This window comes from Flavobacterium pisciphilum (assembly GCF_020905345.1).
GTDB classification, from domain to species: domain Bacteria; phylum Bacteroidota; class Bacteroidia; order Flavobacteriales; family Flavobacteriaceae; genus Flavobacterium; species Flavobacterium pisciphilum.
Map to the genome: position 1 here is coordinate 4645043 of NZ_JAJJMO010000001.1, position 16356 is coordinate 4661398.

Consider the following 16356-nt stretch of genomic DNA (forward strand, 5'->3'; position numbering starts at 1 on the left):
TTAAAATTATTACTTCAAAATATATTTATGGTAAAAGATTTATTCGAAAGAATTCAAAACAATAAAGGACCATTAGGAAAATGGGCTTCTCAAGCTGAGGGTTATTTTGTATTCCCTAAATTAGAAGGTGAACTTGGTCCAAGAATGCAATTTGGTGGGAAAAATATTTTAAACTGGAGTTTGAATGACTATTTAGGTTTAGCAAATCATCCAGAAGTACGTCAGGCAGATACAGATGCAGCAATTAAATATGGTGCTGCTTACCCAATGGGAGCTCGTATGATGTCAGGACATACTAAATATCACGAACAATTAGAAAATGAATTGGCTGATTTCGTAATGAAAGAATCTGCTTATTTATTGAATTTTGGTTACCAAGGAATGGTGTCTATTATTGATGCTTTGGTGACTAAAAACGATATTATTGTATATGATGTAGATTCTCATGCTTGTATTATTGATGGTGTACGTTTACATATGGGTAAGCGTTTTACATACAAACACAATGATCTAGAAAGTATGGAAAAGAACCTGCAACGTGCTACTAAAATGGCAACTGAAACAGGTGGAGGTATTTTATTTATTACTGAAGGTGTGTTTGGAATGCGTGGTCAACAAGGAAAATTAAAAGAAATTGTTGCGCTTAAACAAAAATATAATTTCAGATTATTAGTAGATGATGCACATGGTTTTGGTACACTTGGTAAAACAGGAGCTGGAGCAGGTGAGGAGCAAGGAGTTCAAGATGATATTGATGTTTACTTCTCTACTTTTGCAAAATCTATGGCAAATATTGGAGCTTTTGTAGCTGCAGATAAAGATATTATCGACTATTTAAAATACAATTTGCGTTCTCAAATGTTTGCAAAAGCATTACCAATGATTCAAACTGTTGGTTCTTTGAAGCGTTTAGAATTGTTGCGTAATCACCCAGAATTAAAAGATAAATTATGGGAAAATGTGAATGCATTACAAAACGGATTGCGTTCAAGAAATTTCAATATTGGAGATACAAATACTTGTGTTACACCAGTTTATTTGCAAGGAAGTGTTCCTGAAGCAATGGTAATGGTAAATGATTTAAGAGAAAATTACGGTATTTTCTTATCAATTGTAATTTATCCAGTTATCCCAAAAGGAATTATTTTATTAAGAATGATACCAACAACTTCACATACTTTATCGGATATTGATGAAACACTTACTGCTTTTGAAGCAATTCGTGAAAAATTAGAAAACGGAACATATAAAGAAATTGCTAGTAGAACTACAGTTGATTTAGATGCATAGTTAAACCAGTATTCTTTTGAATATGTGGGAATTATATAAAAAAATCCATTCGTTATGCGAATGGATTTTTTTTGTTTAATTTTTTTATATAGTATATTTAACATTCAAACCTTTAAACAGAATGATTATGAAAAAAATAATTTTAATAATAGGAGTTGTTGCATTAGTATTGGTTTCATGTAAAAAGGATAAACCAGATGAAATAGTACCAAGTACAGTTGAGTCTGGAACAATCAAAGAATCAGTGGGGAAACAGTGTTTTCAATCAGTAGTTAATAATGATACCGTTGCTATGGTTTTAAATACTAATTCTCATAATGAAGTAAATGGAGAATTGATATATAAAATTTATCAAAAAGATAAAAACGTAGGAACCATAATTGGAAACATTAAGGGCGATACGCTTATTGCAGATTATACTTTTAAATCAGAAGGTGTTTCATCGATAAGAGAAGTGGCTTTTTTGAAAAAAGCAGGGACTTTTATAGAAGGATATGGTGACCTTATAGAAACAAATGGTAAGATGGTTTTTAAAGATAAAAAGCTCTTGAAATTTGATACGAAAATGACCTTATCAAAGGTAGAATGTAAATAGTTTCAAGATTAATGGAAATAAAAAAATCCATCTGCTGCGGCAGATGGATTTTTTTTTATAATTCTTTGCGAAAAGTTGCTCTTCGTTTGTGTATAACAGGATCAAAATGTTTCCATAAATTGTGTATAGCTACATTGTCTGATAATTCAGGAGTTCTATAACAGTTAATAATGCCCTTTTCTTTAAAAGTATGGTAATACTCATTGAAGATAATTGCTGTTACTGCTTTATTTTGATACTCAGGATGAACGCCAATAAGATAAAATATCATATCCTTGCTGTGTTTTTTTGCTTTAAGCAAATGCAAGAATCCAAACGGAAATAATTTTCCTTTTGTTTTTTGTAAAGCTTCAGAGAATGATGGCATAACAATACTAAAAGCAACAATGTTATGGTCTTTGTCTTCTACAAATTTGATAAACTCAGGATTAATAAAACTAATGTATTTTTTCTTGAAGTATTCTTTTTGAATGTCAGTTATTGCTACAAAAGAAGATAAAGAAGCATAAGATTCATTAAATAAATCAAACATTTTATCTACATGCGGCATAACCTCTTTGGTCGTCTTAAAGTTAAGCGGTTTTAATTGGTATCTTCTCTTTACTAAATCATTAGCCTTCTCAAAAGCCTCTGGTTTTACATTAGCAAAAGGGAATTTACTCTCATCATATTTTTTTTCTATTACATAACCCAATTGTTCAAAATGCGTAGCATAGTAAGGGTGATTGTACCATGTAATCATAGTTCCAATTTCATCAAAGCCTTCAGTTAAAACACCAACTTTATCAAGATTAGAGAATCCCATTGGTCCTTCAACATATTCAAGATTGTTTTTTCGACCTAATTCATATACTTTTTCAAGTAAAGCTTTGGTAACTTCGATATCATCAATAACATCAAACCAACCAAAACGGACTTTCTTTTTTTCTTGTCCATTAACTTCGCTCCAGTTAATTATGGCAGCAAGACGACCTACAATTGTATTATTTCTTAAAGCTACATAAAAAGTAGCTTCAGCATTTTCGAAAGCAGGGTTTTTGGTTTTGTCAAAAGTTTCCAATTCATCAGCAATAATTGGTGGAACCCAGTATTTATTGTCTTGGTATAATGAAAATGGAAATTTTATAAATTCAGTTAACTCTTTCTTAGTCTTGGCTTCTTGTATTGTAATCATTAAGATTGTATTATGTATTTTAAAAAAAAATCTCTTTTTTTGAGAGGTTGTGTAATTGGATTGTTGCAGTTCTTATTCAAATGAAGATTTGCGTTTTTGCTCTATTTTGATAGAATCTTCTTCAAGTTCTTTCTTTTTGCTTTTTTTACCTCTTTTCTCTTTTTTGCCCTTTTTGCCTTTCTTATCTTTAAAGCTCATTTGAACCTCTTTGTAGTTTGCGTCATAACGCCAAGAGAATCCAACACCACCATACAAAATAGAAGGAGTATCCTTAAAATTAGTACTTACAGATGCATCGATTTGCATATTTTTATTTAGCAAATAGGCAGCACCACCTCTAATAATACAATCGCTGTAAAAATCACTTTTATAACCTTGATTTTCTACAAAACCAGACCATTTGTCATTAAAACCACGTGTAAGTGTTACTACATATCCATAGCTAGGATAATCGGTAGTGATATAATCAGCAATAATATTGGTTACAAACACCCATTTTCCATCACCCAAATGATTTTGAGTAATCAACATGATTTTTGGAGAAATGCTAGATTTATTTGTAAATGCATAGGGATTTCCTGCAAAAGTAAAATTGGCTCCTGCAAAAATAGAAACTGCTGGAATTAATTGATGCCAGTTGAATCTTTGATTGGCTTTCCAACTATAAATGTTTGCCTTTTTTTCATAGTTTTTAAATGGATCATAGATTAGGTATTTAGCCCCTAATATAGTCTGTTTAAAATCATTTTTTTTGTAGCTGACAAATGGGGTAGAATAATCTTCCATTTGGTACTGTATATCGGCAATAAGCTCTAGTTGCTCACGAAAAAGACCCCAACGAAGAGTTAAATCAGTTCCAAAACCATTTGCTTTATAATTTAATAAATCGTGCTTTTCGTTAATTCCGTAAACGCCAACTTCGGCTTGAATTACTGATTTCCCAACTGAAAAAGCTGACATAGTTTCGCCTGGTCGGTTAGAATTGATAACATCGGTATGTTGACCGAAAAAAAGATAAGGCGTTAAAAAAACGCTGGAAAGAATCAAGTTTCTGATTTTAAACATATTATTTTTTTTAGTTAAAAAGTAATAACGCATTTCAAATGTACTATATTTTATTATTTATTTAAGATTGATATTTTAATTTTGAAGAATGGATTTGCTATTTTTGAAAAAAATTATATGATTATGCAAACAGCATCTTTTTCAGGTCTTATAAAAGCGATTTTTTACATGATTGCTTTTTATTACATTTTTAGATTCTTGGCAAAATTATTTTTACCAGTTTTAGTAAAAAAAGTGGTGGATAAAGCAGGAGAGAATTTTCAGAGACAACAGCAACAATATACACAGCAACAACAAAATAATTCATGGCAAAAAACCAGAACAAATGATGAGGTGATATATGATACCGCTAATGCGAAAAACCCGCGTGAAACCAAAAAAGTTGGGGATTACGTTGATTACGAAGAAATAGATTAAATTTGTAATCGATTTGTAATCGAACAATAGATTTTCATCCATAAACCAAACCTACCAAAATTGAAAGTAATAAATAAGCTTTATCCGCATGCCCTTGTTATATTGGGATTTGTACTCGTTTCTTTAATTTATTTTTATCCTGTATTACAAGGAAAACAGATTTTTCAATCGGATATTGCACAATATACCGGGATGGCAAAGGAACAAAATGATTTCAGAGCAACTGAACATTCTGAACCCTACTGGACAAACTCGGCTTTTGGCGGAATGCCAACTTATCAATTAGGAGCTAATTATCCGCATGATTATGTAGGACAATTAGACGATGCATTGCGATTCTTACCTCGCCCAGCAGACTATCTTTTCCTATATTTCTTAGGGTTTTATGGTTTGTTGTTGGTTTTAAAAATCGATCCGCTTAAAGCTTTTATCGGAGCATTGGCTTTTGGTTTCTCTACTTATTTGATTATTATATTAGGAGTTGGACATAATGCCAAGGCACATGCTATTGCATATATGCCATTGGTTATTGCTGGTTTTATACTCGTCTTTCAGAAAAAATACATTCTCGGTGGATTGCTCACCATGTTTGCGGTGGCTTTGGAAATCAATGCCAACCACTTTCAAATGACGTATTATCTATTGATTTTCTTATTGATACTTTCAGGATATTTTGCTTTTAACTTTATTAAAGAAAAAGAATATAAGCCACTTTTAATCTCATTTGGAGTTTTGGCAGTAGCTGGAATTTTTGCTTTAGGTGCAAATGCGACTAACTTAATGGCAACTAGCGAGTATGCTAGTTTCAGTACAAGAGGGAAAAGTGAATTAACATTCAATCCAGATGGTTCAAAAAATAATACTAGCGGAAGTGCTTTAACTCGTGATTATATTACAGAGTATAGCTATGGAGTTGCAGAAAGCTTTAATCTAATTGCGCCAAGATTGTTTGGTGGTTCAAATAGTGAAGCTTTGGGTACAGATAGTCATATGTATGAGTTCATGATAGGACAAGGTGTTCCAGAAGGACAAGCAAAAGATTTTGTTTCGGCAATGCCAACTTATTGGGGAGATCAGCCTATTGTAGCTGCTCCAGCATATATTGGTGCTATTGTGTTCTTTTTGGCAGTTTTGGCTTTGTTTATTGATGATAGAAAAATAAAATATGTGTTTTTCTCAGGAGCAATGGTTGCTTTGATGTTGTCTTGGGGTAAAAACTTTCCGTTGTTAACAGATTTCTTTATCGATTATGTGCCTATGTACGATAAATTTAGAGCTGTTTCTTCAATACAAGTAATTTTAGAGTTATGTTTCCCAGTTCTTGCAATTATGGGGTTACAATCTTTTTTTAAATTAAAAGAAATAGATCCAAAGTTGCAGCAAAAAGGATTGATTCAAACGGGAGTATTCAGTATTGGTGTTCTATTGATATTGGTTTTCTGTAAAAGCATGTTTAATTTCTCAGGAGGTAGTGATAGTTATTTCTTAGAGAATTACGGACCAGATTTTGTTGATGCACTAAAAGAAGATAGAAAAACGTTATACTCAGCAGATTTACTACGTTCAGGCTTCTTTATTGTAGTTGCTTTTGGAGTATTATGGTTCTTTATTAAAAATAAATTCTCTCAGAATACTGCACTTATAATAGTTGGAGTTTTGATGATTTTTGATTTGTTTTTTGTAGATAAAAAATATGTTTCAGCCAAAGATTTTGTAAGCGGAAGAGAAGTTGCTGTTCCTTTTCAAGAAACACCTTCAGATGCCCAGATCTTAAAAGATACTACGCATTATAGAGTTTTTGAAGTAAATGGAAACTTGTCTAGTGCAAGAGCTTCGTATTTCCATAAATCAATTGGAGGATATCATGCTGCAAAACCAAGAAGAATGCAGCAGTTATTTGACTATCAAATAGCAAAAAACAATATGGAAGTATTGGATATGCTAAATATAAAATACATCATCCAAACAAATAAAGAAGGACAAGAATTTCCAACTATAAACCCAAATACTAATGGTAATGCTTGGTTTGTAAGAGATGTGAAATTGGTTAATACAGCCGATGCTGAAATGAAAATTTTAGACCATTTGGACACTAAAACTGTAGCAGTCTTTAATATTCATGATTATGGATCTAAATTCAAAAGTGCTCGTTTAAAGAAAAAATGGGATCCAAACGGAACTATTAAATTAGAAGTTTATAAGCCAAATTATTTAAAATATACATCAGATAACCTAAATGATGGCTTAGCAGTTTTCTCTGAGATATATTATGAAAAAGGATGGAATGCTTATATAGATGGTAAACTAACAGATCATTTCCCTGTGAATTATGTTTTGAGAGCCCTTGAAGTGCCGGGAGGTAAACATACAATTGAATTTAAGTTTGAGCCAGAAGTTGTTAAAACGGGTAGTATGATTACACTTTTTAGCTCAATTGGTATGCTAATTCTTTTAATAGGAGGGATTTATTTTGAAAGAAAAAAATCGATTGGTGTTAAGTAATTCGATTTTATCCTCAGTCTGTAATCTTAAATTTTAAATTAATTCTTCTTGGAACAAAAGAAACTCTTAATAATTACTTATTATTTTCCGCCAGCTGGAGGGCCAGGTGTGCAACGCTGGTTAAAATTTGTAAAATACTTACCTGAATTTGGTGTTCAGCCAATTGTATATGTGCCAGAGAATCCAACATATCCAATTGTTGATGAAGGACTAGTAAAAGAAGTTTTAGATCAGGTAATTGTTATTAAGAATAAAATTATTGAGCCATATCAATTGGCTTCATTTTTTTCAAAAAATAAAACAAAGAAAATTGCTTCAGGAATTATTCCGAATCAAAAAAAGCAATCATTTCTTGATAAAACATTTCTTTGGATTCGAGGTAATTTATTTATTCCCGATGCACGTGTTTTATGGGTGAAACCATCAGTTTCATTTTTAGAAAAATATATTGTAGAAAATAATATTGATACAATTGTAACTTCAGGTCCGCCACATAGTTTGCACCTTATAGGTTTGGAGTTAAAAGAGAAACTAAATATAAAATGGTTCGCCGATTTTCGTGATCCATGGACTACGATTGGCTATCATAAATCATTACGCTTGTCTAGCTATGCTGCTAAAAAGCATAAGAAATTAGAATATAAGGTTTTAAATACTGCCGATACTATTCTTGTAACAAGTAAAACAACTAAAGTCGAGTTTCAGGAAATAACGACAAAACCAATTGAAGTTATTACAAACGGGTATGATGTTGAAAATGTTGATAAGCAAACGTTGGATACTAAATTTACATTAGCACATATAGGTTCTTTCTTGTCAGAAAGAAACCCACTCTTTTTATGGGAATGTTTGGTTGAATTATTACAAGAGATTCCAGAATTCAAACAACATTTAGAAATTAAACTAATAGGAGCGGTTAGTCAGGAAGTATTAGAAACAATTACTAAGTATAAGCTAAATGATTATCTGAATAATTTAGGATATGTTTCGCATAACGAAGCTATTGCGCATCAGAAAAAATCTCAGGTTTTATTATTAATTGAAATCAATTCAGAAGATACAAAGAGTATTATTCCGGGTAAATTGTTTGAATATATGGTTTCTAATAGACCAATAATTGCTATTGGACCGAAGGGATCTGATTTTTCAGATATTATAACCCAGACCAATACAGGAGTGTTTTTTGACTATTCTGAAAAAATGAAATTAAAAAGTGTAATTTTGGATTTTTATAATCAATTTTTAGAAGGAAAACTACAAGCAAACGGAGTAGGATTGCAACAATATTCTAGAAAAAACCTAACAAAGCAGTTAGCACAATTGATTAAATAAAATACTTTTTAAATTTTCAAAAATATAAATACCTTCAATGGGCATAGTCTTAAATCAGTCTTTTAAAAATACTATCATAACATATATTGGTTTTGGTATTGGTGCTATAAACACGCTTTATTTGTATCCAGTTTATCTTGGCGCGACATACTATGCTTTAACAAATTATATCCTTTCTGCTGCAAATGTAATAATGCCTTTGTTTGCTATAGGAATGCAAAATACATTAGTCAAGTTTTATTCTCAATATAAGACAGAAGAAGAAAGAGAGCAATTTTTATCCTTTACAGCACTGTTTCCTGTCTTAATGTGTATTCCTTTAGGGATTATAGGTTTTTTGTTTTTTGATGACATAACGGCTTTTGTGTCGAAGAAAAATCCAGTTGTAAAAGAGTTTATCTTACTGATTCCTTTTATCGGAATTTGTATGGCTTATTTCGAAATATTTTATGCTTGGGCGAGAGTGCATATGCATTCCGTTTTTGGTAATTTTATTAAAGAAGTTGGTTTGAGATTGTTTTCATCGATAGCATTGGTGGGATTGTATTTTCATTGGATTACATTAATTCAATTTGTATATATAACAGCAGGAATTTATTTTATCGCTTTTATTGTAACAATGTTTTATGCTTTCAGTATTAAAAAGCCGAATTTTCAAATCACAATACCTGAAAATGTAAAAAGTGTAATGGAGTATACTTTTTTTATTATTCTGTCAGGAAGTGTAGCCAATTTGCTCTTGGATGGAGATAAGCTTATGCTTAATCAATATATGAAGATTGAGAACATAGCCTATTATTCAGTGGCAACATATATTGCATTAGTAATCTCAGTTCCGAGTCGTGCAATGCATCAAATTGTGTATCCTATTACCGCTAAGTTGATGCATGATGATAAATATGATGAATTGAATGATTTGTACAAAAAGACATCTATTAATTTGCAGATAGTTGGTGGATTTGTAATGCTTTGTATTTTTGTAAATATTAATCAATTATATGAGTTGGTTCCAAAAGAATATGGCGGAGGAATTGCGGTTGTATTCATGATTGGATTATCTAAGTATTTTGATCTTATTCTAGGAAATAATAATGCAATTATTTTTAATACAAAATACTATCGAATGGTATTGTATTTAGGATTGCTGTTAGTTTTTTTAACTGTAGTTTTAAACATGATTTTTATTCCTATATACGGAATCAAAGGTTCTGCATTTGCTACTTTGTTATCTATTACATTATATAGCTTAGCTAAATTACTTTTTGTGGTTAAGCGACTGCATTTATATCCATTTACCAATCAGACATTATATTCAATTGCACTTACATTTGTATTGTTTTTATTGTTCTATTTCTGGGAATTTCCTTTTTATCCCCTTATTGGAATTAGTTTAAAATCAATCTTGGTGACAATTTTGTATGTCTATTTAAATTATAAGTTTGCTATTTCTAAAGAAATAAACCAAGTAATAAATAACTTCTTAAATAAGCTAGGAATTAAAGTTTAGTAAGAAGTAATGTAGGAAACAAAAAGTGATTCATTTTGTTTTATATTTGTTAAGCCGCTTGTGGTTTTATTACATACAAATATGAAAAAGAGAATAATTATTTTGTTGTTTATTCCCTTGTTTTTGATTTTTCAGGTAGGTTTTGCTCAAAAAGGAAAGAACAATGTTGAAAATCAAAATGATCAAGGCAATCATACTGATTCTATTTCTAAGGTTAATTTAAAAGGGTATCCAGTTACGCCTTTTAAAGACACTCTTTTTTATGTTTATAATAAAGTAGGTTCGTTTTCTGCCGAAAGCAGAGCTCAAGCTATTTCAGATAGAATTGAAAAACTCTATGAGAATGCTTTTTTTGTTGCCGATTCTCTAAAAATTATTTCTTCGGATGTAAGCTTGGACATTATTTATGAGAAAGATTTTGTAATAATGGCAATTTTAGATGCCGATGCAAAATCAGAAAATATGCCAGCAACTGCTGTTGCAAATCGCAATCTTACAGCAATAAAGAAGGCTATTCTTTTTCAGAATGAGAATAATTCATTGCTACCAAAACGATTAGGACTCACCGCTTTATTGATATTGATTCTTGGTCTTATCTTGGTCTTTGTAGGGAGGTTTTTTAATAAAGCAAGACTTTATTTATCCCGAAACAAAGAAAAATATTTTACTGGATTTAAGTACAACGAGATTAATATATTCAGTCCGCAAAAGCAGCTTTTTTTAGCAATGCGATTAATTGGTATTATCAAGACTTTTGTCTTAATACTGATAGTCTATTTATCATTACCAGTCCTTTTTAGCATTTTTCCAGGAACAGAAAAGTACACAACAACCTTACTACATTGGGTTCTTACACCTGCAAGATTAGCTGTCGTGAGCTTTGTGGCATTCCTGCCTAATTTGTTTACAATAATCGTAATTGTGTTTATTTTTAAATATATTTTAAAAGTTATTAAGTTTTTTGTAGATGAGATTAATAAAGGGAATATTAATATAAATGGTTTTTATAGTGATTGGGCAAAGCCTACATTTAATATCATACGTTTCTTAATGTATGCCTTTATGTTGGTTGTTATTTTTCCGTACTTACCAGGTTCAGATTCACCTGTATTTAAAGGGGTTTCTGTTTTTGTAGGGATTTTGTTTTCATTGGGATCATCAAACGCAATTGCCAATATGGTTGCTGGGCTAGTTATTACTTATATGCGCCCTTTTAAAATAGGAGATTTTATAAAAATAGGTGATGTGAGTGGGGAAGTGATAGAGAAAACGGCTTTAGTCACACGTATACGAACGCCAAAATTTGAAGACATTACAATACCAAATGCAACTGTCTTATCGAGTACATCAATTAATTATTCGGCAAATACAAAAGAGGATGCTAAAGGATTGGTTGTTCATTCTACCGTTACTATTGGGTATGATGTGCCATGGCCAGATGTTCATAAAGCATTAATTAGTGCTGCTTCAAAAACAGATTTTATAGAAAGTACTCCAGTTCCATTTGTTTTGCAAACTGGTTTGGATGATTTTTATGTGTGCTATGAAATTAATGCGTATACCAAAGAGCCTCAAAAACAGCCATTAATTTATTCTTCGTTGCATCAAAATATTCAGGATAGTTTTAATGAAGCTGGTATTGAGATAATGTCGCCACATTATAAAGCACTTCGAGATGGAAATAATACAACTATTCCAGAGCATTATTTGGATAATAATTATGAAACTCCAGCGTTTAATATAAAAAATAAGAAGTGATTTATTGTTCTGGGTATTAGTTTTTTATAAAAGCAATAACTGTTAATATGTAATAAATATTCGGTATAGCGCTCTGTATTAGTGAATTGATTTCGTTTAGTCTTTTGTGATGAAAGACTAATTGTAAAATCACTAAAAGTGGGTATTGTTTAATTTATTATTCTGAACTAATTTTGCCTTCTGAATTACTCCAAGAATAAATTATTAAAGTAAATAGCTAAAAATAATTTTAATTTACGATTATGAAAAGCCCACAATTTACGCAAGAAGAAAGTTTACAAGTGTTCTCAAATATAATTTCAAATAAAATCCACAATGGTTTTATTTTAGAAGAGAGAAATGATGAAATGCTTTTTGCAGTTTTATCAAAAGGAGAAAGAGTGGTCGATCATAGTTTTAATTTCCTTATTTGTTGCCTAACATTTGGGCTGTGGTCTATAGCTTGGTTGTATTTAACCATAGAATCATCTAAAAACAAAAGGATTTTGGTTGCCATCGATGAAGATGGAATCCCTTTTGAAGATAAATGTTACCACGAATAAGTTACTGTTACAATTTCTCTTTTAAGTAAATACCTGTTATAGATTTTTTTATCTTTACAATATCTTCAGGTATACCCTCAGCTAATAATTCTCCACCATTTTCCCCACCTTCAGGGCCTAAATCGATTATCCAATCAGCACATTTTATAAGGTCAAGGTTGTGTTCAATTACAATTATAGAGTGTCCTTTATCAATCAACGCATCAAATGAAGCTAATAATTTCTTGATGTCATGAAAATGAAGTCCCGTTGTAGGTTCATCAAAAACAAATAAAGCTTTATCTTTTGTTGCTCCTTTTACCAAAAAGGAAGCTAGTTTAATACGTTGTGCCTCACCACCAGAAAGGGTAGAAGAAGATTGACCTAATTGTACATATCCTAAACCAACATCTTGTAGAGGTTGTAGTTTTTGAGTGATTTTAGTTTGGTTGTTTGTAGAAAAGAAACTAATAGCATCATCAATTGTCATTGTAAGAATGTCATTGATGTTTTTATTATCAAAAGTAATTTCTAGAACTTCTTTCTTAAAGCGTTTTCCGCTACAAGTTTCACACGGTAATTGCACATCAGCCATAAAGACCATCTCAACGTTAATAGAGCCTTCTCCTTTACAGGTTTCGCATCTTCCGCCATCTACATTAAAAGAAAAGTGTTTGGCTTGATAACCTCTTATTTTTGATAGTTTCTCTTTGGCGTATAGCTCTCTAATATCATCATAAGCTTTTATGTAGGTAACAGGATTGGAACGAGAGCTTCTTCCAATAGGGTTTTGATCTACATATTCAATATGCTTTATTTGTGAAAAAGAACCTTTTATTTCGGTAAACTGACCTGCTTTTTCGGCAGCATTGTCTAATTTTTTCTGAATAGCAGGAAATAAAATCTTCTTAACAAGTGTACTTTTTCCACTACCAGAAACTCCAGTAATTACAGTTAAAACATCTAATGGAAATGTGACATCAATGTTCTTAAGATTATTTTCTCGTGCACCAATAACCTGCACATAGTTTTTAGATTTTCGGCGGTGTTTAGGAACAGCTATTTCTAAATCACCATTGAGGTATTTAGCTGTTAATGAAGATGATTTTAATATTTCATCATAGGTTCCCTGAGCGACTAGTTCACCTCCAAAGGTTCCTGCTTCAGGACCAATATCTATAATCATATCAGCAGCTTTCATGATGTCTTCATCATGTTCTACTACAATTACGGTATTGCCTAAGTCACGAAGAGAAAGTAATACTTTTATCAATCGTTCAGAGTCTTTTGGGTGCAAACCAATACTTGGTTCATCTAAGATATACATAGAACCAACTAAGCTGCTTCCTAGAGAAGTTGCTAGATTGATACGTTGTGATTCTCCTCCAGAAAGCGTCGAAGAATTTCGATTTAAGGTAAGATAAGATAATCCTACTTCAGTCAAAAAGGATAATCTATTATTAATTTCGACCATTAATCGTTTTGCGATTTGTTTCTCGTAAACATTAAGTTCTATTTCATTGAAGAAAGTAACTAAATGTTGAATTGGTAAATCGACTAAATCAGAAACAGTTTTGCCATTTATTTTCACATAAGAAGCTTCGACTCTTAGGCGCTTTCCTTTACAAACATGGCATTTTGTTTTTCCACGGTAACGCGAAAGCATTACTCTATTTTGTATTTTATAATTTTTCTCTTCGAGTTCTTTAAAGAAATCATTTAGCCCTTCAAAATATTGATTTCCTTTCCAGATTAGTTCTTTATGCTCTTCGCTTAATTGGAAGTAAGGTTTATGTATAGGGAAATCAAATTTATGGGAATTATTAACCAATTGATCACGAAACCAGCTCATGCTTTCACCACGCCAAGGATAAATAGCATTTTCGTAAATAGATAAAGAAGTATTTGGAATGACCAAATCGGTATCGATACCAATAATATTTCCATATCCTTCGCAGGCTGGACAAGCACCATACGGGTTGTTGAAGCTAAATAAATGAGGATTAGGTTCTAAAAATGTAATTCCGTCCAACTCAAAATTATTAGAGTAACTGAATCTTTTATTGGTTTTTAATTCTTGTAAAAAACAAATTCCTTTCCCTTCAAAGAAAGCAGTTTGAACAGCATCTGAAAGACGATTGTAAAATTCTTCTTCTTCCTTTACAACGATTCTATCAATAATTAATAAAATATCCTGATCCTTTTTTGAGTCAAGCGAAGCTGCAAATTCATCCAAACGAACCATCTCGTTATCAATTAAGATACGAGCAAATCCTTGTTGTAGTAAAACATTAAGTTTCTCTTCTAATTTTCTTCCTTTTTCAAGATGAATAGGAGCAAGAAGTAGCCACTTACTATCTAATTCGAAGCTTTTTACATCAGTAACAACATCGGTAACGGTATTTTTTTTGACTTCTTGACCAGAAATCGGGGAGTACGTACGACCAATTCTTGCAAAAAGTAATTTCACATAATCGTAAATCTCAGTAGAAGTTCCTACTGTCGAACGAGCATTAGTAGTATTTACTTTTTGCTCAATAGCAATTGCAGGAGCAATTCCTTTGATGTATTCGACTTTTGGTTTGTCTAAACGACCTAAAAACTGACGTGCATACGACGACAAACTTTCTACATAACGACGTTGACCTTCAGCATACAAAGTATCGAATGCTAAACTTGATTTTCCGGAGCCCGAAAGCCCAGTGATAACAACAAGTTTGTTTCTTGGAATGGCAACATCTACATTTTTTAAATTATGTACTTGAGCACCTTTAATGATGATATTTTTCTTTGGGTCGAGTGTAGAAAGGTCAATTTGCATACAAAAAATCAATTTCCACAAAAGTAAGCAATTTTCAATTGAGTTATGTTAAGGATAAATTTCAATTTATCTAAAAAGAAACTTATTTTAGGAAGCTTTAAACTTCATAATAACGTATAAATTCTTGTTTGCTAGAAAATCCTATATTTTAAAAATTATTATATTTTTTGATGTGCAGAATTGTTGATCTTTTATAAAAGAAAGTTGTTATTTGAAAAGTGTTTTTTTTCTAATTTTCAATTTTACAAAGAGAGTAAATTTTATAGAAAGCATAAATTTAACTTTCGTGTCAGTTTGCAGTGAAATTTGAGTATGTGATAATAAATCAGTACTATAGAAGATTAAATTAGTTAGAATAAGAGGGACTTTATTGAACTTCTTTTTTTGATGATAAATAGACAAATAATAATGAAGAAAATTGTAATCCTATTATTAATAGCGAATTTTAGTTTTGCTCAACAGATAAAAAGAAAACTGGTTTGGGAAGAAAATTTTAATGATAAAACCTTAAACGAAACGATTTGGAATTACGAACTAGGAGATGGTTGTCCTAATTTATGTGGATGGGGAAATAACGAAAGACAAGTTTATACCAAAACAAACCATCAATTAAAAGCTGGGAAATTAATCATTCAAGCAAGAAAAGAAGGCAATGTGTATTCGTCAACACGTATCACTACCAAAGGGAAAAAAGAGTTTAAATACGGACGAATCGAAGCAAGAGCTCAATTGCCTCTCGGTTATGGTCTGTGGCCAGCATTCTGGATGCTTGGTGCGAATATTGATCAAGTAAAATGGCCAAAATGCGGTGAAATCGATATCTTAGAATATATAGGTAAAGATCCACATATGGTTTATACTACATTGCACACCCAAGATAGTCATGGGAATACAATTAATACCAAGAAAACAGTTTTTCCTGATATCGAAAAAGGATTTCATGTATTTGCAATTGAGTGGACAAAAGATAAAATAGATTTTTTTGTAGATAAGGACTTAGTGTATACATTCAATCCAAAAGATAAAAATGAAGATGTTTGGCCTTTTGATAAACCTTTTTACATATTAGTAAATCTTGCTATTGGAGGAAATCTAGGAGGACCAGAGGTAGATGATACCATTTTTCCACAGGATTTTATCATTGATTATATTAGAGTATATCAGTAATAAAGGATGCCATAAAAAGGATGTTAAATCGTAAATGGTTTATTATCTGTGATTTATATTTATTTTTTAACTGTTAAGAACATAGGGGAAATTTATTGTTTTTTATCCTTTTTCTTGAAATTGCTGACTTTATTTTAATGTTTTTCAGAATTTGGTGGTAATTATTCTTAATTTAATTTGCTTTTTAAATAAAATATTTGTTAAATT

At 31.2% G+C, this 16356-nt stretch carries 12 protein-coding genes; 9 read left to right on the forward strand and 3 right to left on the reverse strand.

Features of this window, described 5'->3' with window-relative positions; translation table 11 throughout:
* Positions 1 to 27: 27 nt before the first annotated feature.
* Positions 28 to 1290: a cysteate-C-fatty acyltransferase gene (gene capB / locus LNQ49_RS19690; RefSeq protein WP_229990718.1), complete on the forward strand. Its 1263-nt coding sequence runs from the start codon at positions 28 to 30 to the stop codon at positions 1288 to 1290.
* A gap of 127 nt (positions 1291 to 1417) precedes the next feature.
* Positions 1418 to 1885 (forward strand): hypothetical protein, encoded by a 468-nt coding sequence (locus LNQ49_RS19695; protein ID WP_229990719.1) that lies wholly within the window; start codon positions 1418 to 1420, stop codon positions 1883 to 1885.
* A 55-nt stretch (positions 1886 to 1940) separates the two neighbouring features.
* Here LNQ49_RS19695 and LNQ49_RS19700 read toward each other — a convergent pair whose 3' ends face one another.
* Complete coding sequence (locus LNQ49_RS19700; protein WP_229990720.1) at positions 1941 to 3059, reverse strand: GTP cyclohydrolase; 1119 nt, start codon at positions 3057 to 3059, stop codon at positions 1941 to 1943.
* Positions 3060 to 3131: 72 nt separating this feature from the next.
* Positions 3132 to 4124 (reverse strand): transporter, encoded by a 993-nt coding sequence (locus LNQ49_RS19705; protein WP_229990721.1) that lies wholly within the window; start codon positions 4122 to 4124, stop codon positions 3132 to 3134.
* Positions 4125 to 4205: 81 nt separating this feature from the next.
* Between LNQ49_RS19705 and LNQ49_RS19710 the strand changes: the two genes are divergently transcribed.
* The 6 genes from LNQ49_RS19710 to LNQ49_RS19735 all read left to right on the forward strand — a co-directional run bounded on the left by LNQ49_RS19710 (position 4206) and on the right by LNQ49_RS19735 (position 12182).
* A complete protein-coding gene (locus tag LNQ49_RS19710) occupies positions 4206 to 4541 on the forward strand; it encodes a DUF4834 family protein (protein ID WP_428978342.1) in 336 nt (111 codons plus the stop codon).
* Positions 4542 to 4601: 60 nt separating this feature from the next.
* On the forward strand, positions 4602 to 7043 hold the full coding sequence (locus tag LNQ49_RS19715; protein ID WP_229990722.1) for a YfhO family protein: 2442 nt from the start codon (positions 4602 to 4604) through the stop codon (positions 7041 to 7043).
* Between the two features lie 48 nt (positions 7044 to 7091).
* Positions 7092 to 8375, forward strand: coding sequence for a glycosyltransferase family 4 protein (locus LNQ49_RS19720; protein ID WP_229990723.1), 1284 nt, complete (start codon positions 7092 to 7094; stop codon positions 8373 to 8375).
* A 37-nt stretch (positions 8376 to 8412) separates the two neighbouring features.
* Positions 8413 to 9882 carry an oligosaccharide flippase family protein gene (locus tag LNQ49_RS19725; RefSeq protein ID WP_229990724.1) on the forward strand — a complete coding sequence of 490 codons (1470 nt, stop codon included), beginning with the start codon at positions 8413 to 8415 and terminating at the stop codon, positions 9880 to 9882.
* A gap of 81 nt (positions 9883 to 9963) precedes the next feature.
* On the forward strand, positions 9964 to 11640 hold the full coding sequence (locus tag LNQ49_RS19730; RefSeq protein ID WP_229990725.1) for a mechanosensitive ion channel family protein: 1677 nt from the start codon (positions 9964 to 9966) through the stop codon (positions 11638 to 11640).
* Between the two features lie 242 nt (positions 11641 to 11882).
* A complete protein-coding gene (locus LNQ49_RS19735) occupies positions 11883 to 12182 on the forward strand; it encodes a hypothetical protein (protein ID WP_229990726.1) in 300 nt (99 codons plus the stop codon).
* A 7-nt stretch (positions 12183 to 12189) separates the two neighbouring features.
* Here the strand turns inward: LNQ49_RS19735 and uvrA are convergent, their stop codons facing one another.
* Positions 12190 to 14982, reverse strand: coding sequence for an excinuclease ABC subunit UvrA (gene uvrA / locus LNQ49_RS19740; protein WP_229990727.1), 2793 nt, complete (start codon positions 14980 to 14982; stop codon positions 12190 to 12192).
* Positions 14983 to 15390: 408 nt separating this feature from the next.
* On the opposite strand from uvrA, the gene LNQ49_RS19745 reads away from it, so the two are divergent.
* Positions 15391 to 16149: a glycoside hydrolase family 16 protein gene (locus LNQ49_RS19745; RefSeq protein WP_229990728.1), complete on the forward strand. Its 759-nt coding sequence runs from the start codon at positions 15391 to 15393 to the stop codon at positions 16147 to 16149.
* Positions 16150 to 16356: the final 207 nt, after the last annotated feature.